The organism is Mycobacterium sp. SMC-16, assembly GCF_046250085.1.
In the GTDB taxonomy this organism is placed as follows: domain Bacteria; phylum Actinomycetota; class Actinomycetes; order Mycobacteriales; family Mycobacteriaceae; genus Mycobacterium; species Mycobacterium phocaicum.
In genome coordinates this window covers 5,385,000-5,406,842 of the sequence record NZ_CP176427.1, presented here as the reverse complement: position 1 = coordinate 5,406,842, position 21,843 = coordinate 5,385,000, and the positions used below count along the sequence as shown (strand labels likewise).

The following is a 21,843-nucleotide window of genomic DNA, read 5'->3' as shown; positions in this document are numbered from 1 at the left end:
GTTCGTGTCGCACGCGACGGTTACTGTGGGGCGCGATGAGCGGAGTTTTCTCGCGTTTGGTCGGCCAGGATGCCGTGGAAGCCGAGTTGGTGGCCGCCGCGCGGGCGGCCCGGGGTGATTCGGCTCACAGCGGGCTCACAACCGGCAGCATGACGCATGCGTGGTTGATCACGGGGCCGCCCGGTTCGGGCCGGTCCATCGCCGCGGTGTGCTTTGCTGCGGCGCTGCAGTGCACTGCGGAGGCCACTGAGGGCGGTCCGGGCTGCGGGTCCTGCCGCGCCTGTACGACCACCATGGCGGGCACTCACGCCGATGTGCGGCGCGTGATTCCCGAGGGGCTGTCCATCGGTGTCGACGAGATGCGCGCCATCGTGCAGACCGCGTCCCGCCGGCCCGGCACCGGCCGCTGGCAGATCGTCGTCGTCGAAGACGCCGACCGGCTCACCGAGGGCGCCGCCAACGCGCTGCTGAAGGTCGTCGAGGAACCGCCGCCGTCGACGGTGTTCCTGCTGTGCGCGCCGTCGGTCGACCCCGAGGACATCGCGGTGACGCTGCGCTCGCGGTGCCGGCACGTCGCGCTGACGACGCCGCGCGTCGACGCCATCGCGCAGGTCCTGGTCGAGAACGACGGACTGTCCGAGGCCGACGCGCGCTGGGCGGCGTCGGTCAGCGGAGGACACGTCGGCCGGGCCCGCCGGCTCGCCACCGACGAGCAGGCGCGGTCGCGCCGGGAGCGGGCCCTGGGCCTGGCCCGGGACGCGGCGACGCCGACGCGGGCGTATGCCGCCGTCGAGGAGCTCGTCGCCTCGGCCGAGGCCGAAGCGGTGGCCCTGACGGCCGGCCGCAACGAGACCGAGACCGAGGAGCTCAAGACGGCGCTGGGCGCCGGTGGCACGGGCAAGGGTGCGGCGGGGGCGCTGCGGGGCGCCGCGGGCGCGCTGAAGGACTTGGAGAAGCGGCAGAAGTCGCGGCAGACCCGGGCCTCGCGGGACGCGCTGGACCGGGCGCTGATCGACCTGGCCACCTATTTCCGCGATGCGCTGCTGGTGTCGTCGGGCGCCTCGGGCGCTGCGTCGGCCAACCATCCGGACATGGCCGACAAGGCCGCCGCGATGGCCGCCCACGTGCCCGCCGACCAGCTGCTGCGGTGCATCGAGGCGGTGCTGGCCTGCCGCGAGGCGCTGGCCACCAACGTCAAGCCGAAGTTCGCGGTCGACGCCATGGTGGCGACCATGGGTCAGGCCCTGCGCGCCGGACAACGGAACTGACTTTGGACGCTGCGAGTCCGTCCCGTAGACTCGTCCCGCCCCGCCTCGGTGGGGCGCGCCACCCTAGCTCAGTCGGTAGAGCAATTCACTCGTAATGAATAGGTCAGGGGTTCGATTCCCCTGGGTGGCTCCGAAGAACCCCCGTCCGGTCCGTCCGGGCGGGGGTTTTCCATCTTCGGGATCAGCGCAGTGATCGGCAGCTCGAGAATCACTGCGATCAGCAACAGCTCTTCGATATCGAAGGGCCGGTTGCCGTGCAGTTTTCGCGACAACGCCGACTGGGTGATCCCCAGCTGCTTAGCGAATTCAGTCTGAGAAAGCTTCCGCCGCCACATCGCGCCATGGACTAGCTCGCCCACCAGCTCATTCACTGTGCGCCCGCTGGGGCTGTCCAAAGTGATCGTCATAACCGCCACAGTACGCCAAATAACGACATTCTTGCCATATGGCGTGTCGCAATTGTCGAAACATGACGCTCCGGTATAGCGTGCCCAACCATGACGGAGCGTCAAGTATCCAACGATGACGAACTACTGAAACCTGCTCAGCTTGCTGAGAGATGGCGGGTGTCGCTGCGCACGGTCCATCGTTACTTGGCGGATGGGCGCGTGAAGTCGATCCGGACGCCTGGCGGCCGGTACCGCATTCGCCCCGAAGACGCTGCCGCAGCGATCGAGGCCTCGGAATGAGAAGGGGCGCTGGGTCAGCGCTGCTCCAACTGCGCGACTCGACTGCCGAGCTGCTGGAGCTGTACTTCCAGGGACTTGACCGCAGCGACAATCGGACCAAGGCCCCGAATCGCCGCCACGCCATAGGAAACCTGGCCGCGCGTGTCGCTTGCCATCTTCTCCAGCTGGTTAACGACGAACTTCGTCACCGGATACGGCTCCAGCGGGCCGGCGTCGATGAACGGCGCGTCATCTGGGTTGGTCCGAACGAACCGTTCAAGTTCAGCAAGCCCAGCGACCAGGACCTGGTTGGTGCTGAATCCGCTGCCCAATCGGTTGACGGCGGCGACGGCGATCGTCAGGTGCGGCGCGATGACGACTTCATTGTTTTCCACGATCGAAAGACTCCTTACGTTGCACGGGCGGCTACCCGTTATGTAACCGGCGCGATCCTTACCGCGTCACGGTGGTTGCAGCGTAAGAGCGGTGTCGGACAGGCGACGGCCCCCCTGGCGCCATCGGACACCACAGGTGAGGCCGGGGCCACTGCTCCGGCCCCGGCCTCACCTCCTCGGCCACCGGCAGGCGCGCAGCGGCAGATGACCGGAGCCGACCGCATCCGCGCGGCCATCGAGAAGGACCGGGGTGGCCCGACGCCGCCGCCTGCCGTTCAGGGGTTCGCGTGAAGGCCCGGGGCGCGATCGCGGCGCGACTCGCAGACGTTCCCGTGGTGCCTGACCGCAGCGGCGTCCGGGCGCTCCTGCACTCTGCCGACACAGTCGCGGCCCGCATCGGTGGCGATGCGGTTGTCGACGCCGAGCTGGTGCGCACCGCCGACGAATGGGCGGAGGTCATCAAGGCCGACCTGAACTCTGCGGTGCAGGGGATCGTCGCGGCCGGCCAGCATCTGGCCCGCGCGAAAGCCGATGTGCGGCACGGCGAGTGGCTACCGATGCTCAAGCAAATCGGCATCAGCCAATCGGCAGCCAAACGACTGATGTCCATCGCGGCTAACCCGGCGATCTCAAATCGCCCAACCTTGGGCGATTTGCCCAGCTCCATCGTCGCGCTCGCCGAACTCTCGCGCCTGCCGGCCGAAGAGATCGAGTCGGGGATCGCTGACGGTTCGATCACCTCCGAAACGACGATCACGGAGGCCAAGGCCCTCGCTAACCCGGGCCAGGCTGACCTCACCGCCGCCCGGAACGCCGCCTATGACGAGCTGGTGCGAACCCAAACGGTAGACGCCGCTGCGGCCAAGGCTGCCGGCATCTACAACGTGGACACCGAGATCACCGTCCGTGTCTGCCCAGCCTGCGGCGGCTGGGAGCCCAATGAGTTCCTGATGGGCAACAACCATGGCATCAGCCGTCACTACCTCGCCCAGCTCGACACCGGCGAATGGGCTTACGGCGGCAAGTACTTCGGCCAGATGTGGTGCGTAGCACTAGACCTCACCGCCTCACACGCTTCCAATCCGAACGTCGACCTGAGCCCGCGCCAGATCGCGATGCTCGGTCGGCTGCGGCCCGAAGTCCGAGAGCGCTTCGACCACGAAGTAGCTGCCCTGTCCCGACGCCACAAAGAATCCGCGCCGGGTGCGCCAGCCGACCCGGTGCCGCCTGCACCGAATCCCCCTGTGTCGCAGAAGAATCGGCAACCTCTGGCTCTTCAGGCGCAGAACGCTGGCCTCGATCTGCAGCGCGCGATCCGGCGCATCGAGCGCCTGTTCAACGACGCCAACAACGCGCAGCGCAAAAAGCTCGGTCCGGAACTGATCAATGTGCTCGAAGCTGCGGTTGCCAACTGCCAGCTCACTATCGAGCACATCAAGCACCCGGGCGAGGTATTCATCGACACCCTGGGGGCTGACTCATGACCGAGCCGACATCGACGCAGAACTACCGTCCGTGCTTCGCCGGGTACACCGAGCCTCGCAGCGGCAAGCAGTTCCGATGCATGCGAGCGCGTGGCCACGTCGGCGCCCACACCTGTGCGGGCATCACCTGGTCGGATGCGGAGGCCGACTGGCTGACCGGCGCGGCCTCAGCTGATGAAGCGCGCCGCGCCGCTGAGACGCGTTGCGCCAGTCTGCATGTCGGTTGCTGCTCGAAAGCTCTCTACGCCTGCACTAAGGATGCCGGCCACGAGGGTGACCACCTGTCCGGCATCGTCTCGTGGACCGACGACAAGGCCGTCCAGTGATGGCTCCGGCGGCGTTGGCGACGTTGCTGGACTTGGTGCACGCCGGTGTCAGCATCAATGTCCGCGCCGGGGTCCGGCTCGCAGGGGACTTGGCATTCATGGGTGCGTTGGACCTACTCGACCACGGAGTCTGGATTCCGATACCACCGGATGAGCGTGATCCGTTGGTGTTCACCGAAGTTCGTGGAGTCTGGATCGCCCCGGAGCCTGGCACGACACGCTGGCACCGAATCGAGCAGATGGACCGAACATGGTTCTACACAACGTGTTCCGCATGTGACTGCCAGTTGCCGAGCTGCACCACCTTGGAACTTGCGCAGCTGCGCTGCGAGCAGCATCGCCGCTACCTGCACGCCCTGGATTCCGCGGTAGTGCTCGACGAGATCGGGCGTCGAAAGAGTGGCTGCGGTGGCTCCTGACGCGCCCTCTGCGCTCGTACGTCGTGCGTTCGCCCTGTTCCGAGAGGGCGGGGTGCAGGCACGTGAGGACCGGTTGTCGGTCGCATCGTTCGTCACGTGGCGCGCCATCAAGTCGACCAATGACCTCAGCCACCGAGACGTCGCGGCCATTGTGCACGCACTCGAGTACTGGAAGGCGTGCGGCGAGATCGAGTACCGCTGCCGCCGCATCGCTGAACAGATGTCTTCCGGCGGATAGCCGCCGGAACGGCCGGCGCCCTGGGGTTGGGGCACCGGTCACCCACCACATGAAGATGCCGCCCCGATTGCGCCGGGACGGCACCGACACAACGAGGTCACCAATGAAAGGACTCGAAATGTCAGCAATCAGCCTACGACGGGCAACCGTCCGCCAGCGAACGGCGCGGCGCATCCTGCTCAGCGTCGCGGCCGGGGCGGTCCTCGCGGGAACTGGCATCGCCTACGCCGACCGCGCTGACGCGCAGCTCGACCCGCGTATCCCGATCCCGACTCTGAATTGGTGCCTCGGCGGCGGCGCTGGCAGTGGCTTCGGCTCCTACTGCGAGGGCATCGCGTTTCCGTCGGGTGCTCGCCTTAACTACTTCCGTGTCCTCGGGTACTGGCAGGGGCCGCGCTGCATCCTGCCGAACGGCACGCCGACACCGGAACCGGCCGCGCCTGCGATGTGCGGGGGCATCGGCTGATGCGCGCGTTCCTCGAAGGCCTCGGCGGTGCCGTGGCTCTGCTGGGCTCGCTCCTGGCTGTCGTGTACGTGCCCGGAATCGTGTACGCGGCGGTGGTCTTGTGAGCGATACCCAAGCGTCGTCGGTCGACCAACAGGTGTCCCCGCTTGTGCGGGCTGCGGTCGCAGTGGTGGACGCCGATCCGGCTGTCGTTGTGCCTCTGGCGTTCGAAATCGCCATGATTCACGCGGGAATCAGCCAGTGACCGACCGTGCTGTGTTCGGCGTGGGCATCGCCCTGGTGCTCATCTTCGGGCTGCTGATCCGGTTCGGCTCCCGTCGCCTCGTCCAGGCCGCCAACGACCGGGCCGTCCGCGACGAGCGGATCGCCGAACTGATCGCGCATCACTGGGTCGACGCGGACCTGCCCGACCGGTACACCGATCCGGTAATCCGTTGCGGCGGATGCAACTTCACCGGCCCGACACGCCTGCACCACGCCCGCCACATCGTCGCCGCGATCCGCCGGATAGACGACGCGGACCACCGGATCGCCGCGCAGTTGCATGCGATGTACGGCCGATCGCCATGACGTCGACAGCTGAGCAGACCGCGCGCTACCTGGCCGACCCTCGCCAGTGCATCGACTGCGGCGGACACCCGGCCGCCGGCATGCCGCGCTGCTACAGCTGCCACGACAACTGGAAGGCCGCGCAGCTGCCGCCGCCACCACCGTTCGTCATCGAAATCACCTGGACCGACAAGCAGAAAGCCAAACGTTGACCATCTACTGCTACGACACCGAATTCATCGAGGACGGCCACACCATCGATCTGATCTCGATCGGCATCGTGTGCGAGGACGGCCGCGAGTACTACGCCGTCAACGTCGACTGCGACTTCGCGCGGATCTGCAACGACGACTGGCTGTGGGCGAACGTCGTACCTCATCTGCCGACCACGAAAACGGACTGGGACGACCCGATCCGTGGCCGCTTCGGCGACACCCGCCTAGACCTTCACGCCGCCGCCGTGAAGCCAAAATGGGTGATCGCCAACGAAGTTCGCGAATTCATCGTGGGCGGCATCAAGCCCATGGGCCAGCGCGACGGCGAACCGTTCTACGCCAGCGAGGACCTCCCACAGCTGTGGGCCTACTACGGCGCCTACGACCACGTCGCCCTGGCGCAGCTCTGGGGCCGAATGATCGACCACCCGAACCTCATGCCGATGTTCACGCACGACCTCATGCAACTCATCGAGCCGCTGCGCGGATTCACGATGCCGAAGCAGGCCGGCGACCAGCACAACGCGCTGGCCGACGCACGCTGGAACCTCGAAGTACTCCACGCGGCCCGCCGGCACGGGGGCGCATCGTGAGCGCAGAGCGCCCCAAGCCCGGTGCGGGGTGTCTGTGCTGCCGGAACAAGGGCGTTCTGCCGCCCGCCGAACTCGACGGCAAACCGGCGGGCGTCCCCGGGCTGGTCGACGGCCAGACCGCGCTTAAGTGCTGCGACGACTGCCTCTACGGCTTGTTTCTCGGCGGCGGCCCGTCGGCACACCCGCATGAGATTGACGTGCAGGGGATTATCGCCAGCTTCATGGACCAGCATGGCGGCGGGGCGGTGTCCGCCTCGTGAGCGACGACCTGATCGAACGGGCCAAGGCCGCGCTAGCTCCGGCGCCGTGTCCTGAGTGCGGTGGCGATCACTGCGGCATCATGCGCCATGAATTGCGGGAGATTCTGGCCGATCTGGTGCCGGAGCTGGTCGCCGAAATCGAACGGCTGCAAGCCCAGAACGACGTCATGCACCGGTGTATCGCCGAACGACCACAGTTCATCGCGGCGCTGCAGAACTGCCCGCCTGACAACCGTGCCGACTACTGGCGTTGGCAGGGGCACGCGGAGGTCCGCCGGCAGCTGGCCGAGTCCCTCACCGCGTTGGAGGCCTGAATGGGCTGGGCTGTCCACACCGAGCCGACAGCACGCACGCACCACACCTGCGACGACTGCGGCCGCGCCATCAACCCGGGCGAAAAGTACCTGCGCTCGTTCGTGATTGACGACGACGGCCGATACACGTGGAAGCGCTGCGCTCATTGCCGCGCGTTCCTGCACCTCTATTGCGACCAGATCAATGCGGCCTGGTGGGACGAAGGCATCGGCGACGACGACATCCACGAGTGGGAACCGAAGACATCCGCAGCTGTCGAGCACAAGCGGCGGCGGCTGATCGGATGGCGTCACGGCCGTGACCTCTACCCGATACCGGCCGCTGATGGCTGACGAACCGGTTGTCGACTTCGATTCCCGTCGGCGGGCACGCGAGAACGCTGCTGCTGCCGACCGCGCACGCCAGCAGCGCGAACGGCTCAACGAGACCCGGACCGCGCACGCACCGCTCACGCGCGAGCAGTCCAATGCTGTTAGGGCACACAGGCGCACCGTCACCACTCAAGCCGACGCACGCCGTAACGCGCTGCGCATCGCCAACTGCCAGCTGTGCGACGGCGACGGCTACACGCCGAATCGCACCATCTGCGACCACATCGATCACCGGCCGGCGGCCGTGCGCGGGATGGCCGCTGTGCGAGCGGCAATGGGCTGGGACGACGACAACGGGCCACACGATGGCTAAGCGCTGCCCCGGCTCCGGTGAAGAGACGCCCTACGCGTTCTCTCCGCTGGACCCATACGCCCCGTGCAGCTACTGCCGACTACCGGTCCGGGTGAACCGTGACGGCACTCTGCGCGCCCCACAAGGGCCTGCCGATGCGGCCAGACGGTTCCTGTCCGTATCGGTGCCCTCTGTCCTGTGACTTCGACTGCTACTTCCCGCGAAAGGAGGCCTGATGCTTACGTACGACCAACGCAGACGGTGGGCACGCATGGTGCTCCAGTCGGAACTCACAGCGGCCCAAAAGACCGTCCTGTTTGCCCTGGAGACGTACGCGGATTGGTCCGACGGTACGAATGCCTTCCCGGGGGAGATTCAGCTCTCAGAGCTGTGTGGCATGACCACCCGCGCGATCCGCATGGCCCTGGACCGTGGGAAGGCCCTCGGCCTGATCCAGCAGACGCAGCGAGCAAACCCGAAGGCGCACAAGGCCGCGGTTTACCGACTGGTCGCGCCGGGGTCCATCGTGGGTATCGAGCCCGGTTCTACCGGAACAGCCGTTCCTGTTGAAACTCGTTCTACCGGAACGCACGTTCCTGTGAACAACTCTTCAACCGGAACCACGGTTCCTGTTGAAACTCGTTCTACCGGAACGGCTGTGCAGGTTCTACCGGAACGTACGTTCCTCCCACCAGAGACCTATCACCATAACCCTGGGGTGTTACGTAACTCGGGTACGTCACCAGAGCTGGTCCCCGGTGCACACACCATCGATCCTCCATCGCCGTTCTGCGACAAGCATCCTCACGGCTATCGCGGTTCGTGCGGTGACTGCGGCAACGCCCGCACGCACCGCAAGGCGTGGATGGCTGCGCAGGCCGAGCATGACGCCGCGATCGAACTGGCCGAGGAAGAACGACGACGTGAGCGCCGGCGGGTGATCGCGGCCTGCCCGGACTGCGACGACTTTGGTCGACTCGATGACCTGAGTCCATGCAGCCACCAGCCACCCGATCGGCTTCCGCCGGCGGTCGGACATGGCTAGCCAGGACCTGGACGACGAGCCGGTCGACTACCGAACCGGTCGCGGCTGCCGAAGGCCCGCAAGGGGTCCCGTCCACGCCGCCTACATCGCCACGGGAGCCCTGCGCCGCACCTGCACCCAATGCGGAGCCGCGCCACACCAGTACTGCCGACGGCCAGACGGCACCGAACGAATCACACCCTGCCAACCACGAACCAAGGAGACCAGCCAGTGACCACCCTCGGCTTAGTGCCCGACTTCCCGTTCGTCAGCACCGGAGTTCCCAGCATCGACAGGGCACTCACCGAATTCGCCGATGCAGCAACGGCTTACGCTCTCGCGCAGGTCCAGGGCGCGCTGCTGGCGGACATCAGTTTCGCGATTCACGAGGTCTGCTGCCTTCAGCGATTCGTGGTCGCCAATGCAGCTCTCAACACCGAAATCCAGCGCTACGCAACGTCAGCGGTGCACGGTGCGAACTACGACGACGCCACCATCGCCGAACTGCTCGGAGGTATCCAGGGATGAGCAGTGCCGCTGCTGACCGGGTCGTCACGTTCCTCGACTCTGTGGCCGAGCTGCGCCGCGCGGTCGATCGACTGACAAAGCCCACGGAGCAATACCTGAACAACACCTACAACGTCGAGCCGAGCCTGTACCGCCAGCTCGCTGACGGCGTCGACAGCTACCGAGGCTTGGCCAGCCGAGGCGTCGCACGATCGCGCCCGCCGATGTGGGTCGAAGCCGAAGACATGCTCTCCAACATTGACCTGATGGTTGGCGTCTGGCCGACCGGCAGGGCCGGCACTGTCGCTCAGCAGCTCCAGGCCTTGGCCAACAAATCTTGGAGCGTCCACCAAGTGCGCCAGGTGCGGCGCCTGGCCACCATCATCGAATCCTGGTGCGACGACATCGTCATCCTGCTCAACGAGGAACACACGAAGCACCTGCGCGACAGAGACGAAGACGGGCGTTGGCGCAACGTCGCTTGCCCGGCCTGCGGAGTCGACACCGTCTACCACCAAGACAGCGCAGGCGAACACGTCCGCACACCGGCGCTGCGCATCGTCGCCCAGTACGGGGCCGACTGCGCCAACTGCGGCCACTACTGGGCTCCCAATCAGTACATGGAGCTGGCCACCGAGCTGGGCTGCGAACGACCCGAAGGAGTACTCCAATGAAACGTGAACTGCGCCAATACGAATACACCTGCGATGGCTACACACGCGGAGGTCAGCGTTGCCCTGGTCGCGATGTGGTCACCGCACCTACCGCACTCGTGGCCGATGCTGCCGTCACCGAGCTGAGGGACTGGACTAGTGGCGGTCGCGGCTGGATTCACACCGCACGCGGCTGGTTGTGCCAGCGTCCACACCGCGACGATCCGCGTCCCGCGACATCGACCACCGGCTACTGAACGACACGCCGCGCCGGCGCGGTGGTGCTTGACCAATCGTCGTCGAACGGGCACTCTGACCCGCGTCGGTGAGCCATGCCCAAAACCGGGTAGGCGCGACGAGCTACCGTAACCCGCCTGGCCGAAGCGCAAGGCCGTGAGCCGATAACAGGTCCGCCAGAGGGGCTGGCGCCAAAGGGTTGCACTCAAAGCCCGCGCTACTGCTCATCCGAATCCGCCCGCCACCCTTTCAAGCCCAGGGCGGAAGCCGGGTCAGGGCTGCGAGGGATCGCCCCGGCACCCCCAGGGCGGGTCGACCCGAGGGGCCGCGCCGCCGCCCCTCAGGGCATAGGCAACCGCCCCCCCTAGTCCGGAAATCGTCCTCGGCGATCCGCGATCGATTCACTTTTTTTGGCGCGGTCGATCGGGCGATCTGCTGAAGGTCAAGGCGGCGGGCCGGGTTCGGTGCCGCAGAACGGCGTACAGGGCCGATTGGAGTACCAGGATGGCACGGACTTCGCGAAGGGGCGCGGGCCGCCAGCGCAACACCACGCAGCGCGACCGCCACCGGCGCATGATCGCCAGCGGGCACCCGGCCTGCGGCAGCGAGCACCACGTCTGCAACCTGCGGCACCCGCCATGCGGCATCTGCGGCGAGCCGATCGACTACACGCTCCCGTACCTGGACCCGCGGGAGTTCGTCGTTGACCACGTCGTCCCGTTCAATCACGGCGGCGAGGACGAGCTGTGGAACAAGCAGGCCGCGCACCGGGCCTGCAACCGTGACAAGTCCGACAAGATCGCCCACCAGGCCGGGGTCGCCTTCGTGACCGCGCGTTGCTGGTGGGAATAGCCAAGCCGCACAAGGCCGGAAGGAGGCCCCGCGAATGTTGCACGCTGTCGCCACGACACCCGATCAGGCGCCCGCTCCGGACGGCCTGATCACCGGAGGCCCCGGTGAGCACCTGTGGACCTCGGTAACCGCCGAGTACTCGCTGCGTCCCGACGAGCGGCGCGTCCTGGAGGACGCCGCCCGCCTGGCCGACGAGATCGCTGCCCGCGACAAGCTCATCGCCGAGCTGGCCGCGTCGATCGGTGGAACCCTGACCGTCGCAGGGTCGCAGGGCTACAACCGCCGGCCGAATCCTCTGCTCGGGGTGGTCCGCGCCGAACGGGCCGAGCAGCGCAAGGATCGGCTTGCGCTCGAAGGCATGCTGGCACGGCTCAAGCTGGCCGACGTTGACCCGCCTGCCCCGTCCGCTGGCACCGGCCAGACCCTGTCTGGCGGCACTGCGGGCGCTGCGGCGCTGGCCTGACCGGGTTGCGTGGTGGCAGTGGCCCGCAGACGCACACCGACGTCGGAGGATCGCCCCAACCTGACCGTCGTCGGTTCTTCCGAGCAGACCGATCCGACGTCGTCGTTCACTCAACCGGAGCAGTCGAGCGAATCGCCGTCGATCGAGTCGCCGCAGTCGCTCAGTGAAGCGCTCGACAGCGGCGGCGACCTGCTCACGATCCTGCTGGCCCAGCAGCGGTCCCTCGCGGATATCGCCGAGCACGGCAAGGCCCCGGACCGCATTCGGGCGCACCAGCAGCTGACCGCCTTGTCGGAGAAGATCGCCGTGCTGCGCCGCGCGGCCGGCGACGACCCGGACTCGATCGTCGACGACGCTCCGGACCAACCATGGGACGGCACTTGGGATGGCCCCGGTTACTGACCAACGGCCACTGCACGAGGTCGCCCGTCATGTAGTCGTTCCCGCCGGCGTCGCCTCTACCGGGTGGCCGCAGGTCCGCAACACGTGCCGCAACCTGGGCTGGCGATTCGACCGGTGGCAGGCCGGGGCCGGCTGGCTGATCCTGGCCAAAGACGCCAGCGGCCACTACGCCGCCGACACCATCGTCATTTCGATCCCGCGACAATGCGGAAAGACATTCCTGGTCGCCTGCATCGTCTTCGCGCTGTGTCTGATCAGGCCGAACTTGACGGTGGTGTGGACTGCGCACCGCAAGACCACGGCCGTTGAGACGTTCGAGTCGCTGGCCGGCATGGCGGTGATGCCGCGGGTGTCTCCGTACATCGAGAATGTGCACCGCGCTCGTGGTTCTGAGCAGATCGTGTTCTCCAACGGGTCGCGAATCTTGTTGGGAGCCAGAGAGACTGGGTTCGGCCGAGGAATTCCCAATGTTGGAGTGATCGTCGCTGACGAAGCGCAGATCCTCACCGAGGCCTTCATGGAAGACATGGCGGCCACCCAGAACACCGTCGACAACCCGCTGTTCTTCATGATGGGCACCCCGCCGCGCCCCCAGGACAACGGGGAAGTGTTCGCCGCGATGCGCCAGGAAGCCATCGACGGCGAGGTCGATGACACCTGCTACATCGAGTTCTCCGCGCCTGAAAAAGCGCGCAACGACCCGATGAACCCCGAGTACATCGCCGAAGCGAATCCGTCGTTCCCGCACCGAACCTCGTGGCGCGCGCTGATGCGGCTGCGCAAGAAGCTCAAGAACATCCACGCGTGGTGCCGCGAAGCGCTCGGTATCTGGGACGAAGTCATCGTCGACAAACCGATCCTGACCCAGGGATTCTGGGGCACCCTGCTCGCCGACGGACCGGATCATCACGTCGCACCGAACGGCCTCAGTGTCGACATGAGCCACGGCGGCGACATTGCCGTCAACGCGTGCTGGTTCGGCGGCGGCGACGGCGACACCGCCCACCTGGAGCTGATCTGGGCCGGCACGGACATCACGGCGTGCATCGAGTTCATCGCGAAGGCCGCCGGCCGCCGGATCGAAGTGCTCATCGATGACCTGTCCCCAGCCGCGCAGATGATCCCGGACCTGATCGCCCGCCGCGTCAACGTCCGGCGCGGCACCACCCGCGACATGGTCAAGGCCTGCCAGCGGTTCGAATCTCGTGCGTTGGCACGACAACTGAGCCACGGCGGCCAGGACCCGGTCGACAAGGCGCTGCGCGATGTCCGCAAACGCAAGATCGGCGACGCCGGCGGCTGGGGATTCGACCGCCGCGACCCAGACAGCATCATTCATCCGATCGTGGGCATGGCGCTTGCATTGCTTGCGGGAACCGAAACACACCGGCCCGCAACAGAATCCAGACGACGGGGAAGGAGAGGGGGCGTTCTATGACCGCTGCGGAACAACGGACTCTGCGTCTACCTGGCGTCGACAGTGACACCAACGACCTGATCAATCACCTGGTCGCCGAGCTCGCGGCGCGCACGCGCCGGAACTACCTGCGCGCCTGCCGCTATGACGGCAAGCATTTCGTGCGGCGGTTCGGCTCCGGGATCATCCCCGATTCGTATTTCAAGCTCGGCCTGGTACTGGGTTGGCCTGCCAAGGCCGTCGACGTTCTGGCCCGGCGCTGCAACCTCGACGGATTCGTCTGGCCCGACGGGGATCTCAAGTCCCTCGGCTACACCGAGGTCTGGGACGACAATTTCTTCGGCGCCGAATCGTCCAGCGGCATGATCTCGTCGCTCATCCACGGGCCCGCGTTCCTGATCAACACCATGGGCGACGCGGACGAACCGAAGTCGCTGATCCACGTCAAAGACGCGATGAGCGCCACGGGCGACTGGAACGGCCGCACCCGGCGCCTGGACAACCTGCTGTCGGTCATAAAGCGGGACGACGACGGCAGCCCGACCGAGTTCAACCTCTACCTCGACGGCAAAACCCTGATCGCGCAGAAGGATGCGGGCCGCTGGCAAGTCGAGTGGAAAGAGCACCCGTGGCGCGTGCCAGCCGAGGCCGTGGTGTACAAGCCGCGGGTTGGCCGCCCGTTCGGATACTCGCGCATCTCCCGGCCCGTTATGTCCATCCACGACCGCGCACTGCGCGTGGTGCTTCGGATGGAGGGCCACGCCGACCTGTTCAGCTTCCCCGAGCTGTGGATGCTCGGCGCCGACCCGAAAGACGTCTTCACCGACGACAACGACAATCCGCTGCCGACGTGGAAAGCCATGATGGGCCGCATCAAGGGCATCCGCGACGACGACGAGGCCACCGAAGGCAACGAACGGGCGGACGTCAAGCAATTCCAGCAGTCCTCCCCGACGCCGCACACCGAACTGCTCAAGCAGGCCGCCAACGACTTCGCCGGGGAAACTAATCTCCCCGTCTCGGCGCTGGGTGTGCAGGCCGCGGTCAACACCACCACCGCCGACGGCTCAGACAACGCCGAAAAGCAGCTGATCGCCGAAGCCGAAGGCGCGACCGACGATTGGTCGGTGCCGTTCCGGCGGTCCATGATGCGCGCCTTGGCCATCCAGAACGGACTGAGCGAGGCGCCCGAGTCATGGCGCACCATGGACACCAAGTTCCGCCACCCGGGCTACCTGTCCCGTGCCGCCCAGGCCGATGCCGGTCTCAAGCAGCTCTCGGCGGTCCCGTGGCTCGGTGACACTCGAGTCGGGCTGGAGCTGCTCGGTCTCAATGAGCAGCAGATCAAGGCCGCGCTCGCGGAGAAACGTCAAGGCCAGTCGACGACTCTGCTCGACCGACTCACCTCTGCGACACCGCCGCCACCGCCGAGCGGCGCGACAGCGCAAGCGTTGCAACAGGATTCGGCGAGTGCCGCCAGTAGCGGTTCCTGAATTCCAGGACCTGTTGACGGGGCTCTCCAATGACCTCGGCCAGCAGATCGACAAGCTCGGCGTCGCCGTTGGCCGGCTCGATCAGCGCGAACTGCTGTCGTTCGTCACCGATGCTTATCCCCAGCTGATCACCCCGTACCTGGCCGGCGCGTCGACCCTGACGACCACCTGGTACGACGAACAGCCGGCGGCACCGCTGGCGACCGGGGCGGCACCGTTCATCGCCGAGCCCGCCGAGCTGGCCCCGATCGACCAGCTCGCCATCTCGGCGCGGTGGGCCATGCTGCAAGCCAACCCGCTGACACAGTTGCGGCGCACCGGCACTCGCGCCGTGTTCACCGCGTCGCGAGACACCGTGGTGGCCAACGCCGCTCGTGAAGGCATCCGGTGGGCGCGCCACGCCTCGGCCAACGCCTGCGGCTTCTGCCGCATGCTGGCCACCCGCGGTGCCGTCTACCGCTCCCAGGAACTCGCGCAGAAGGCCCACGACGGCTGCCACTGCCTGGCGGTGCCCGACCGCGACGGCCTTTACGTGCCGGCACCGTACGTCGCGCAATGGCTCGACGACTACAACCAGGCCCGCGGCGACGGTGCCCGCGCACCCGCACAGATCGCGAACGCCATGGATAAGGCAGCCGGCGGCCGGCGCGCACCGGTCGGCAGTCGCCCGGCACAGAACAGGGCGGACTCGTCGAAGACCTCCGGCCGCGCCGGGACCCCACCGATCCCACCGATCCCACCGATGCGGGGCGGCCTCGGCCAGCCATCCGGGCCGGACCCGAAGTGGCTCAAGCAGAGCCGTGCTCACATTTCCGGTCTCACCGGCCGCTACCGACAGTCAGTCATCGGCTATACCGGCAAAGACCACGAGCGCATCAACGGCTGGCTGCGCCGTGACAACGCCAAACCGGACCCGTGGACGGCAGCCCGCATCAAAGACCTCGATGCCGTCCTGGGCGCCAATCCGCTGCCCGGGTTCACAGCGCTGACCCGAACCGTGGACGTCGACGCGTTCGGTATCACCCGGGGCGACGACCTGGCCAAGATCGCCGGAGTCCAGCGAATCGAACATGGCTACATATCGACCACTCGTCATTCCGGCGGTGGGACGACCAAGGATTACAAGACGCCAGTGCGGTTGACGGTCATGGCACCGGCCGGCACTCCGGCCGCCGCGATCGAAGACGTCTCGAAGTTTCCCGGGCAGGGCGAGGTCCTCCTGGGACGCGGGCTGGAGTACACCATCGTCAATCCGGCGTACGATGAACAGCTAGGAATGTGGCGCGCCACGATGCTGATTAAACGGGAGGTGGGGACACGATGAGCGCACTCGATAACGGCACGCTCGGAACCGAGGTCGTCACCGATCTCGCACGGATCGCGGAGGCCCGAGCGTTCTACCTGCAGGACTACGGCTACCGCCTGCCCCTGCAGGACGCCGAGCGTGAGGCCGGCCTCACCGACGCCGACATCTGGCGATTCACCGATTCAGCGGCGAGCTAAGCAAATCGCCCAAGGTTGGGCGATTTAGCCCCACCGTCCCAACGAAAACCCCGTAACCCATCGGTTGCGGGGTTTTTTCGTACCCCGATTTTCCCCGCCGCAACGGTCGGGGATCACCCCCTCCCCGGCCGCAGCGGACGGGGATCAACCCGGAACGGGAGAGATACGCATGTCTGGAAGTGTTGGCAACGGCGGCGATGGCGGCAACGCCGGCGGCGCAGGCGACGGCAATGGCACCGGTGGTGCTGGGAACTCCGCAACGGACGACCAGAACAACCAGGTCGATGGCGACGGCAAGTCGACCGAAACGGTCGAGTTCTGGCGCGACAAGGCACGCGAGCAGGAGAAGCGCGCCAAGTCCAACGCCGCGGCAGCCAAAGAGCTTGAGCAGCTGAAGGAATCGCAGAAGACGGACGCCCAAAAGGCAGCAGACCGGCTCGCCGCGGCCGAAGCTGAAGCGGCCACCGTCCCGGCGAAGACGTCCGAGGCACTCAAGGCACACCTCATCGACCTGCACAAGATCGATGCCGAAGACGCCGAGCTGTTCCTCACCGCCACTGATCCCGATCTGCTACTCAAGCAGGTCGATCGACTGCTCGCACGCTCGGGCAAGCGTCCAGACAAGCGGCACATCGTGTCCAACGAAGGCAAGGGCACCACCACCAACCAAGCCGGCAACAGCAACATGCGCGAGTTCACGCGAAACCTGTTCGGCAACAACGAATAACGGAGGCACAGCAACCATGAGCGTTTTGACAACCTCGCAGCTCGAACTGCCCAATGAAATCCTCGACCCGTGGCTGGGCAAGGTGAAGTTCGGCTCCACCATCGCCACCCTGTCCGCATCTGAGCCGATGAAGTTCGGCAAGGGCCAGTTCATGAGCTTCACCATCGGTGAAGCTGAGTACGTCGGAGAGGGCACCAACAAGGGCCCGTCGACCATCACCCCGACGGTCAAGAAGACCGCGCCGTACAAGTTCCACAAGACGGTGCGCTGGACCGAAGAGGTCAAGTGGGCCGACGAAGACGAGCAGCTGAACGCGATCGAACAGATCCTCACGCAAATTCAGCCGGCACTCTCGCGCGCACTGGACTTCGGTGTGTACCACGGCATCAACCCCACCGGCGGCGCCGCGATCCCTGCGATGGCCGAGTACCTGTCGCAGACGACCAACAAGGTGGAATTTGTCAGCACCATCGCGCCGCAGCTGCAGCTCGACGCGGCCGACGAGCTGGTCCTCGCCGACCGGTTCAACCCGAAGGACGTCGCCCTCGACCCTGTGTTCGCCGCAGTGTTCGGCAAGCAGCGCCTGCCCGTGGCCACCGGCGAGCAGATCGGCCCCAAGATGTACCCCGATCTGACCTACGCCACCGCCCCGGCCGGCCGTCTGGAGAACCACAACTCCTCGGTGTCCGACACCGTCGGCGCTGTCGGCATCGCCGCAGCCGACACCAAGGTCAAGGGATTCGTCGGCGACTTCTCGGCGATCCGCTGGGGTATCCAGCGGGCCATCGGCCTGGAGATGATCGAGTACGGCGACCCCGACGGCCAGGGCGACCTCAAGCGCAACAACGAGGTCGCATTCCGCGCCGAGGTCGTCTACGGATGGGGCATCGCTGACCTCAACGCGTTCGCCAAGATCGTCGACGAGACGGCAGACTAACCATGCCCAAATACCGCACCGACACCGGTGTGGTCGTGGACGTGCCGGAGCAGAAGGCGGAACGCATGGGCGGGCTCACCCCCGCCGATGCGCGGCCGGCTTCTGCCCGGCGCGACCGGGCAACCAAGCGTGGCCCCGGCAAGGATGGTGGGCAGACGGCATGACCACACCCGAGCCGGTCACCGGCCCCGTAACGATCACCCCGGACGATCTGGCCCCGTACGCCACGATCGCCGAGGACAAGGCGAAGTCGATGATCACCGGTGCACTGGCCCGGGCCGTGCTTAAAGCACCCTGCATCGCGAAGGCTGACTTCCAGCACACCGAAGCCGCCAAGGCCGTGATTATCGAAGCGATCCTGCGCTGGAATGACGCCGGCACGGGAGCCGTCACTCAGAACGTCGCCGGACCGTTCCAACAGACCGTGGACACCACCGTCCGACGGCGCGGCCTGTTCACGCCCTCCGAGATCGAAGAACTCGAAGAGATGTGCCGCGACAACAACGCCCAGGGCAAGGCGTGGTCGTATGACACCGCCGGCGGCGGCCGGGGCTCCCACGCGGACGTCTGCTCGATCAACCTCGGGGCGAACTTCTGCTCGTGCGGAGCTGACATCGCCGGAAGCCCGTTGTGGGAGAACACCTGTGGCTGAGGTTCCGCTGCCATTCTCCTGCGGCCATGCGGCTTACCGGGAAGGCGATGAGAACGACCACGGAAACGCCACGCCCGACTGGGCCGACCCCGTTGCCGCGGATTGCTTCTGGTGGGACCCCAGCTCGACCGAACCGCTGCAAGGTCCGACCGGCGGCGACACCGTCATCGCCGATCGCGTCCTAGTCGTCGATGCGGCGCTGTCGGTGGATCATCGGGACCGCTTCACTTTCGGCGACGATCGATTCGAGGTCGACGGGTTACCAGGCGACTACAACCACGGACCGTTCGGGTACGCCCCCGGACGGCTCGTGATCGCACTGAAACGAGTGAGCTGATGCGAATCGACTGGAATGAAGACGGCTTCGACGAACTGCTCACCTCGCCCGGCGCTCACGAGCTCGTGGCGCGTCCATCCGCGGTACTGGCAGCGGCGGCCAACACGGTGCCCTCGACGACGTCACCGCCCGCCACCGAGACGTACTACGCCATCGAGAACGGCACCGACGAGCACCGGGCCCGATACCGCGTGCATACCACCACGGCACGCGCCGCTGCCCACGAGGCGAAAACCCATGCCCTGCAAAAGGTACTCGCCTCCGGCAGCAGCCTCGGCCTGGCCGCGAGGTACCGGTGATGACCGACTACGTCGAATTCCCCGACCTCGCAGTGGTCGCCCGAAAGGCGGCACTCCAAGGCCTCGCCGAACTCGGGGTCACCGGCATCGCCATCGGCACCAGGATGCCGGCCAAGATGCCTCAGCAGTTCATCCACCTCGTGCCACTCCCCGGAGCGGAAATCTGCCGGCGCACCATGTGGGGCCAAGTCATCGGCGAGATCTACGACCTGGCCGACGACGTCCGCTGCGCGCAGCTGGCCCGCCAGCTCGCCATGGTGTGGCGCGCCGCACCCGACATGCTCATCGACGGCGAACAACCAGTGACCGAGCCGTGCGAAATCCACGGCCCGTTCCCCTCACAAGACCCTGACATGCCGGACGCACACCGGCAGCAGGTAACGGTCACCTGGACAGTGCAATCCACTGTCCTGACCGTGTAACACCCACACAGCCAAGGTTTTTCACCCCCGCACCACCCGGTGACAGGCAATCCGTCGCGCCCCCAGACCTGGGGCCGAACGACCCCAACAGAGAGGTAAAAGCTCATGGCGCACACCAACGTGAAGAACACCGGCGTGTTCAAGCCCGGCCTGACCGGAGGCATCTTCCGATTCCCCCTCGGCACGGTCCTGCCGATCAAGCCGTCCGACACCATGCCGAACATCCCGGGCTGGAACTCGCGGCTCGGTGGCTGCGACGAGACTGGCCTGACCCTGTCCACCAAGCGGGACCAGGAGAAGAAGAAGGACTGGAACGGCGACAAGGTCCGCTCGATCCAGACCGGCAAGGATGACACCGCCAAGTTCGTCCTGATCGAACCGAAGTCGCCCGAGGCCAAGAAGATGATCTACGGCGACGCCAACGTCGACGTCACGGCGGCCACCGCGGCGCACGGCACTCTGATCGAAGCCCGGTCCAACTCGGACCTGCTCGAGCACGCCTCGTACGTCGTGGATACCCGGGACGGCAACGACAAGGTCCGCAAGCGTCTGCCCGACGCCCAGGTCTCCGAGATCGGCGACATCATCTACCAGTCGAAGGACTGGCAGGTCTACGAGATCACGCTGGAGCTGTTCCCCGACCTGGCCGGCAACACCTGGTACGAGGTCACCGAGCTGGACGACAAGCTCGTCGAAACCACGGTCATCGTGTCCCTGGGCGGCACTGCGGCGACGGGCGGCACGTTCGACTTCAAGGTCGGCTCCAACGACGCGGAGATCGCCTACAACTCCAGCAACACCGCGTTCCAGACCGCGGTGGCTGCGCTGCCTGGCGTCACTGCCGCGACGGTCACCGGTGCGGGCCCGTGGACCGTCAAGGTCACCACCGCCGGTGTCCCGACGATCTCCGTCGACGGCACCAACCTGGCGCCGGCCGGCGCCACTGTCTCGGTCGCCCCAGCTCCGTAGGTCCTAACTGGTGGCCGCGTCCTGCGAGTCGCGGCCACCAGCGGGCTGGTAACGGCGAATGATGCCGACCACGAGCGCTGCGCCGGTCCCGACGGCGAGCAGGGTCAGCGGGAAGTTCTTCGCGTCGCGCGCTGCGTGGCATTTGTCGACTTCGGCGGTGTTCTTCTCGCCCACGAGGTCCCGATAGCTGGATCCGTACTGCCCGAGGATCGAATCGACTTTCGACACTGACTTCGCGTCCTCGTAGGCCGCCTTGGTGTCGTTCCGCTCGACCCAACTGCCGCAGTCAGTCCCGTTCGAATTGCTTACCGGCCACAGCGCGGTCAGCGCCGTCGCCAGGAACAGGACTGCGGCGATGGCGAGCATGACGTTTCCGGGCTTGGTCAACAGTTTCTTCACTCCGCGAATGTACAGCCAGCTCACAGGCTGATTCGCCCGATTCGTCTCCCCGGCGCCGTACACCTTGGCGCGGCGTCGGGGAGGCCCACTATCCGACAGCCAAGGGAGCCAAGGAAAAACGCATGGGTAGCAAGAAAACTGAGGAAGCAGCCGGAGTCGGTATTGAGGTCCGCCCGAACGGCGATGGGCTCGATATCGTTACCGAGGACGGTCTCGTCATCGGCAGTGTGGAACCACAGGCACCGCCGCCGCCGGTCCCCGGCGACGCCAACTACGACTGGTCGCAGCACTACCCCAAGGGAACCGAGCTGTACACGCACACCTACCCGGACGGGAAAGTCGTTGCGCTGCGCCTGTTCCGGGACATCTACTCGAAGCAGTTCCTGCGCAGCATCCGGCATCTGGAGACCGACTTCGACGTCGAGTCCGCCGCGATCGACCGGGGCGCCTGCCCGGCCGCGCAGGAACTCATCGACTCGCGGCCGTGCCCGGTCGACGGACCCGACGACTTCCACGAGCTGTGGAAGGCCTGGACGTCGGACAGCAGTGACGACGACGACGCCGAAGGTGTCACCGCGGGGGAATAGTCCGGCTGGCCCGGATCGTCCATGACGATCTGTTCGCCGGCCCTCTTCGGCGTGACCTCCTCCGCGACGGGAAGACGCTCGACGAACTGGGCTGGCGGGGTCTG

General features: G+C 66.4%; 35 protein-coding genes, 1 tRNA gene and 1 pseudogene. 34 read left to right on the top strand and 3 right to left on the bottom strand.

The features are described 5' to 3' along the window. Positions 1-35: 35 nt before the first annotated feature. Positions 36-1,268 carry a DNA polymerase III subunit delta' gene (locus ACJEIK_RS26445; RefSeq protein ID WP_061000169.1) on the top strand — a complete coding sequence of 411 codons (1,233 nt, stop codon included), beginning with the start codon at positions 36-38 and terminating at the stop codon, positions 1,266-1,268. A 57-nt stretch (positions 1,269-1,325) separates the two neighbouring features. After that, positions 1,326-1,398: transfer RNA gene (locus ACJEIK_RS26440), tRNA-Thr, on the top strand. A 103-nt stretch (positions 1,399-1,501) separates the two neighbouring features. On the opposite strand, the pseudogene ACJEIK_RS26435 reads toward ACJEIK_RS26440, so the two are convergent. After that, positions 1,502-1,603: pseudogene (locus ACJEIK_RS26435) on the bottom strand (helix-turn-helix domain-containing protein); the annotation flags it as partial. A 162-nt stretch (positions 1,604-1,765) separates the two neighbouring features. Here ACJEIK_RS26435 and ACJEIK_RS26430 point away from each other — a divergent pair. Next, positions 1,766-1,957 (top strand): helix-turn-helix domain-containing protein, encoded by a 192-nt coding sequence (locus tag ACJEIK_RS26430; RefSeq protein ID WP_409430576.1) that lies wholly within the window; start codon positions 1,766-1,768, stop codon positions 1,955-1,957. Between the two features lie 14 nt (positions 1,958-1,971). Here ACJEIK_RS26430 and ACJEIK_RS26425 read toward each other — a convergent pair whose 3' ends face one another. Next, positions 1,972-2,331, bottom strand: coding sequence for a hypothetical protein (locus tag ACJEIK_RS26425; protein WP_409430575.1), 360 nt, complete (start codon positions 2,329-2,331; stop codon positions 1,972-1,974). 335 nt (positions 2,332-2,666) lie between these two features. Between ACJEIK_RS26425 and ACJEIK_RS26420 the strand changes: the two genes are divergently transcribed. The 30 genes from ACJEIK_RS26420 (at position 2,667) to ACJEIK_RS26275 (ending at position 20,753) form a co-directional block, all read left to right on the top strand. Beyond that, positions 2,667-3,815, top strand: a complete 1,149-nt coding sequence (locus ACJEIK_RS26420; RefSeq protein WP_409430574.1) for a hypothetical protein — start codon at positions 2,667-2,669, stop codon at positions 3,813-3,815. Continuing rightward, positions 3,812-4,141, top strand: a complete 330-nt coding sequence (locus ACJEIK_RS26415; RefSeq protein WP_409430573.1) for a hypothetical protein — start codon at positions 3,812-3,814, stop codon at positions 4,139-4,141. The genes ACJEIK_RS26420 and ACJEIK_RS26415 overlap by 4 nt, the downstream gene beginning before the upstream one ends. Further along, positions 4,138-4,560: a hypothetical protein gene (locus tag ACJEIK_RS26410; protein WP_409430572.1), complete on the top strand. Its 423-nt coding sequence runs from the start codon at positions 4,138-4,140 to the stop codon at positions 4,558-4,560. Before ACJEIK_RS26415 ends, ACJEIK_RS26410 begins: the two co-directional genes overlap by 4 nt. Then, the gene (locus tag ACJEIK_RS26405) at positions 4,550-4,798 is read left to right on the top strand and encodes a hypothetical protein (protein ID WP_409430571.1); all 249 of its coding nucleotides are present in this window, start codon (positions 4,550-4,552) and stop codon (positions 4,796-4,798) included. Before ACJEIK_RS26410 ends, ACJEIK_RS26405 begins: the two co-directional genes overlap by 11 nt. A gap of 118 nt (positions 4,799-4,916) precedes the next feature. Then, positions 4,917-5,264: a hypothetical protein gene (locus ACJEIK_RS26400; protein ID WP_409430570.1), complete on the top strand. Its 348-nt coding sequence runs from the start codon at positions 4,917-4,919 to the stop codon at positions 5,262-5,264. A 240-nt stretch (positions 5,265-5,504) separates the two neighbouring features. Then, positions 5,505-5,834 carry a hypothetical protein gene (locus ACJEIK_RS26395; RefSeq protein WP_409430569.1) on the top strand — a complete coding sequence of 110 codons (330 nt, stop codon included), beginning with the start codon at positions 5,505-5,507 and terminating at the stop codon, positions 5,832-5,834. Beyond that, complete coding sequence (locus ACJEIK_RS26390; protein WP_409430568.1) at positions 5,831-6,025, top strand: hypothetical protein; 195 nt, start codon at positions 5,831-5,833, stop codon at positions 6,023-6,025. The genes ACJEIK_RS26395 and ACJEIK_RS26390 overlap by 4 nt, the downstream gene beginning before the upstream one ends. Next, on the top strand, positions 6,022-6,621 hold the full coding sequence (locus ACJEIK_RS26385) for a 3'-5' exoribonuclease domain-containing protein (protein WP_409430567.1): 600 nt from the start codon (positions 6,022-6,024) through the stop codon (positions 6,619-6,621). The genes ACJEIK_RS26390 and ACJEIK_RS26385 overlap by 4 nt, the downstream gene beginning before the upstream one ends. Further along, on the top strand, positions 6,618-6,881 hold the full coding sequence (locus ACJEIK_RS26380; protein WP_409430566.1) for a hypothetical protein: 264 nt from the start codon (positions 6,618-6,620) through the stop codon (positions 6,879-6,881). Before ACJEIK_RS26385 ends, ACJEIK_RS26380 begins: the two co-directional genes overlap by 4 nt. After that, complete coding sequence (locus tag ACJEIK_RS26375) at positions 6,878-7,195, top strand: hypothetical protein (RefSeq protein WP_409430565.1); 318 nt, start codon at positions 6,878-6,880, stop codon at positions 7,193-7,195. Before ACJEIK_RS26380 ends, ACJEIK_RS26375 begins: the two co-directional genes overlap by 4 nt. Beyond that, the gene (locus ACJEIK_RS26370; protein WP_409430564.1) at positions 7,196-7,528 is read left to right on the top strand and encodes a hypothetical protein; all 333 of its coding nucleotides are present in this window, start codon (positions 7,196-7,198) and stop codon (positions 7,526-7,528) included. Next, positions 7,521-7,880, top strand: a complete 360-nt coding sequence (locus ACJEIK_RS26365) for a hypothetical protein (RefSeq protein WP_409430563.1) — start codon at positions 7,521-7,523, stop codon at positions 7,878-7,880. The genes ACJEIK_RS26370 and ACJEIK_RS26365 overlap by 8 nt, the downstream gene beginning before the upstream one ends. Positions 7,881-8,130: 250 nt before the next feature. Next, the gene (locus ACJEIK_RS26360) at positions 8,131-8,904 is read left to right on the top strand and encodes a hypothetical protein (protein ID WP_409430562.1); all 774 of its coding nucleotides are present in this window, start codon (positions 8,131-8,133) and stop codon (positions 8,902-8,904) included. 210 nt (positions 8,905-9,114) lie between these two features. Further along, complete coding sequence (locus ACJEIK_RS26355; protein ID WP_409430561.1) at positions 9,115-9,411, top strand: hypothetical protein; 297 nt, start codon at positions 9,115-9,117, stop codon at positions 9,409-9,411. Then, on the top strand, positions 9,408-10,064 hold the full coding sequence (locus ACJEIK_RS26350; protein WP_409430560.1) for a hypothetical protein: 657 nt from the start codon (positions 9,408-9,410) through the stop codon (positions 10,062-10,064). The genes ACJEIK_RS26355 and ACJEIK_RS26350 overlap by 4 nt, the downstream gene beginning before the upstream one ends. Positions 10,065-10,784: 720 nt before the next feature. Next, positions 10,785-11,132, top strand: coding sequence for an HNH endonuclease (locus ACJEIK_RS26345; protein ID WP_409430559.1), 348 nt, complete (start codon positions 10,785-10,787; stop codon positions 11,130-11,132). Positions 11,133-11,166: 34 nt separating this feature from the next. Then, the gene (locus ACJEIK_RS26340) at positions 11,167-11,595 is read left to right on the top strand and encodes a hypothetical protein (RefSeq protein ID WP_409430558.1); all 429 of its coding nucleotides are present in this window, start codon (positions 11,167-11,169) and stop codon (positions 11,593-11,595) included. 18 nt (positions 11,596-11,613) lie between these two features. After that, positions 11,614-11,997 carry a hypothetical protein gene (locus ACJEIK_RS26335; RefSeq protein ID WP_409430557.1) on the top strand — a complete coding sequence of 128 codons (384 nt, stop codon included), beginning with the start codon at positions 11,614-11,616 and terminating at the stop codon, positions 11,995-11,997. After that, positions 11,981-13,435, top strand: a complete 1,455-nt coding sequence (locus ACJEIK_RS26330; protein ID WP_409430556.1) for a terminase large subunit domain-containing protein — start codon at positions 11,981-11,983, stop codon at positions 13,433-13,435. The genes ACJEIK_RS26335 and ACJEIK_RS26330 overlap by 17 nt, the downstream gene beginning before the upstream one ends. Next, on the top strand, positions 13,432-14,907 hold the full coding sequence (locus ACJEIK_RS26325; RefSeq protein WP_409430555.1) for a phage portal protein: 1,476 nt from the start codon (positions 13,432-13,434) through the stop codon (positions 14,905-14,907). The genes ACJEIK_RS26330 and ACJEIK_RS26325 overlap by 4 nt, the downstream gene beginning before the upstream one ends. Beyond that, positions 14,885-16,231: an ADP-ribosyltransferase gene (locus ACJEIK_RS26320; protein ID WP_409430554.1), complete on the top strand. Its 1,347-nt coding sequence runs from the start codon at positions 14,885-14,887 to the stop codon at positions 16,229-16,231. Before ACJEIK_RS26325 ends, ACJEIK_RS26320 begins: the two co-directional genes overlap by 23 nt. Beyond that, positions 16,228-16,410 (top strand): hypothetical protein, encoded by a 183-nt coding sequence (locus ACJEIK_RS26315; RefSeq protein ID WP_409430553.1) that lies wholly within the window; start codon positions 16,228-16,230, stop codon positions 16,408-16,410. Before ACJEIK_RS26320 ends, ACJEIK_RS26315 begins: the two co-directional genes overlap by 4 nt. 169 nt (positions 16,411-16,579) lie before the next feature. After that, entirely contained in the window at positions 16,580-17,137 is a 558-nt protein-coding gene (locus ACJEIK_RS26310) for a hypothetical protein (protein ID WP_409430552.1), read from the top strand. 16 nt (positions 17,138-17,153) lie between these two features. After that, entirely contained in the window at positions 17,154-18,074 is a 921-nt protein-coding gene (locus tag ACJEIK_RS26305) for a hypothetical protein (RefSeq protein ID WP_409430551.1), read from the top strand. Positions 18,075-18,076: 2 nt separating this feature from the next. Continuing rightward, on the top strand, positions 18,077-18,238 hold the full coding sequence (locus tag ACJEIK_RS26300) for a hypothetical protein (protein ID WP_409430550.1): 162 nt from the start codon (positions 18,077-18,079) through the stop codon (positions 18,236-18,238). Further along, on the top strand, positions 18,235-18,726 hold the full coding sequence (locus ACJEIK_RS26295) for a hypothetical protein (protein WP_409430549.1): 492 nt from the start codon (positions 18,235-18,237) through the stop codon (positions 18,724-18,726). Before ACJEIK_RS26300 ends, ACJEIK_RS26295 begins: the two co-directional genes overlap by 4 nt. Next, on the top strand, positions 18,719-19,063 hold the full coding sequence (locus ACJEIK_RS26290; RefSeq protein WP_409430548.1) for a hypothetical protein: 345 nt from the start codon (positions 18,719-18,721) through the stop codon (positions 19,061-19,063). The genes ACJEIK_RS26295 and ACJEIK_RS26290 overlap by 8 nt, the downstream gene beginning before the upstream one ends. Further along, on the top strand, positions 19,063-19,362 hold the full coding sequence (locus ACJEIK_RS26285) for a hypothetical protein (protein ID WP_409430547.1): 300 nt from the start codon (positions 19,063-19,065) through the stop codon (positions 19,360-19,362). The genes ACJEIK_RS26290 and ACJEIK_RS26285 overlap by 1 nt, the downstream gene beginning before the upstream one ends. Further along, positions 19,362-19,784, top strand: a complete 423-nt coding sequence (locus ACJEIK_RS26280; RefSeq protein WP_409430546.1) for a hypothetical protein — start codon at positions 19,362-19,364, stop codon at positions 19,782-19,784. The genes ACJEIK_RS26285 and ACJEIK_RS26280 overlap by 1 nt, the downstream gene beginning before the upstream one ends. Positions 19,785-19,889: 105 nt before the next feature. Then, the gene (locus ACJEIK_RS26275) at positions 19,890-20,753 is read left to right on the top strand and encodes a hypothetical protein (protein WP_409430545.1); all 864 of its coding nucleotides are present in this window, start codon (positions 19,890-19,892) and stop codon (positions 20,751-20,753) included. Between the two features lie 3 nt (positions 20,754-20,756). Here the strand turns inward: ACJEIK_RS26275 and ACJEIK_RS26270 are convergent, their stop codons facing one another. After that, a complete protein-coding gene (locus ACJEIK_RS26270; RefSeq protein ID WP_409430544.1) occupies positions 20,757-21,152 on the bottom strand; it encodes a hypothetical protein in 396 nt (131 codons plus the stop codon). Between the two features lie 122 nt (positions 21,153-21,274). Between ACJEIK_RS26270 and ACJEIK_RS26265 the strand changes: the two genes are divergently transcribed. After that, complete coding sequence (locus ACJEIK_RS26265) at positions 21,275-21,739, top strand: hypothetical protein (protein ID WP_409430543.1); 465 nt, start codon at positions 21,275-21,277, stop codon at positions 21,737-21,739. Positions 21,740-21,843: the final 104 nt, after the last annotated feature.

Coding starts and splice junctions, on each gene's coding strand:
- ACJEIK_RS26445 (WP_061000169.1), top strand. CDS start 36: ATGAGCGGAGTTTTCTCGCGTTTGGTCGGCCAGGATGCCGTGGAAGCC.
- ACJEIK_RS26430 (WP_409430576.1), top strand. CDS start 1,766: ATGACGGAGCGTCAAGTATCCAACGATGACGAACTACTGAAACCTGCT.
- ACJEIK_RS26415 (WP_409430573.1), top strand. CDS start 3,812: ATGACCGAGCCGACATCGACGCAGAACTACCGTCCGTGCTTCGCCGGG.
- ACJEIK_RS26400 (WP_409430570.1), top strand. CDS start 4,917: ATGTCAGCAATCAGCCTACGACGGGCAACCGTCCGCCAGCGAACGGCG.
- ACJEIK_RS26390 (WP_409430568.1), top strand. CDS start 5,831: ATGACGTCGACAGCTGAGCAGACCGCGCGCTACCTGGCCGACCCTCGC.
- ACJEIK_RS26370 (WP_409430564.1), top strand. CDS start 7,196: ATGGGCTGGGCTGTCCACACCGAGCCGACAGCACGCACGCACCACACC.
- ACJEIK_RS26365 (WP_409430563.1), top strand. CDS start 7,521: ATGGCTGACGAACCGGTTGTCGACTTCGATTCCCGTCGGCGGGCACGC.
- ACJEIK_RS26360 (WP_409430562.1), top strand. CDS start 8,131: ATGGTGCTCCAGTCGGAACTCACAGCGGCCCAAAAGACCGTCCTGTTT.
- ACJEIK_RS26350 (WP_409430560.1), top strand. CDS start 9,408: ATGAGCAGTGCCGCTGCTGACCGGGTCGTCACGTTCCTCGACTCTGTG.
- ACJEIK_RS26345 (WP_409430559.1), top strand. CDS start 10,785: ATGGCACGGACTTCGCGAAGGGGCGCGGGCCGCCAGCGCAACACCACG.
- ACJEIK_RS26340 (WP_409430558.1), top strand. CDS start 11,167: ATGTTGCACGCTGTCGCCACGACACCCGATCAGGCGCCCGCTCCGGAC.
- ACJEIK_RS26330 (WP_409430556.1), top strand. CDS start 11,981: ATGGCCCCGGTTACTGACCAACGGCCACTGCACGAGGTCGCCCGTCAT.
- ACJEIK_RS26325 (WP_409430555.1), top strand. CDS start 13,432: ATGACCGCTGCGGAACAACGGACTCTGCGTCTACCTGGCGTCGACAGT.
- ACJEIK_RS26315 (WP_409430553.1), top strand. CDS start 16,228: ATGAGCGCACTCGATAACGGCACGCTCGGAACCGAGGTCGTCACCGAT.
- ACJEIK_RS26310 (WP_409430552.1), top strand. CDS start 16,580: ATGTCTGGAAGTGTTGGCAACGGCGGCGATGGCGGCAACGCCGGCGGC.
- ACJEIK_RS26305 (WP_409430551.1), top strand. CDS start 17,154: ATGAGCGTTTTGACAACCTCGCAGCTCGAACTGCCCAATGAAATCCTC.
- ACJEIK_RS26300 (WP_409430550.1), top strand. CDS start 18,077: ATGCCCAAATACCGCACCGACACCGGTGTGGTCGTGGACGTGCCGGAG.
- ACJEIK_RS26295 (WP_409430549.1), top strand. CDS start 18,235: ATGACCACACCCGAGCCGGTCACCGGCCCCGTAACGATCACCCCGGAC.
- ACJEIK_RS26285 (WP_409430547.1), top strand. CDS start 19,063: ATGCGAATCGACTGGAATGAAGACGGCTTCGACGAACTGCTCACCTCG.
- ACJEIK_RS26280 (WP_409430546.1), top strand. CDS start 19,362: ATGACCGACTACGTCGAATTCCCCGACCTCGCAGTGGTCGCCCGAAAG.
- ACJEIK_RS26275 (WP_409430545.1), top strand. CDS start 19,890: ATGGCGCACACCAACGTGAAGAACACCGGCGTGTTCAAGCCCGGCCTG.
- ACJEIK_RS26265 (WP_409430543.1), top strand. CDS start 21,275: ATGGGTAGCAAGAAAACTGAGGAAGCAGCCGGAGTCGGTATTGAGGTC.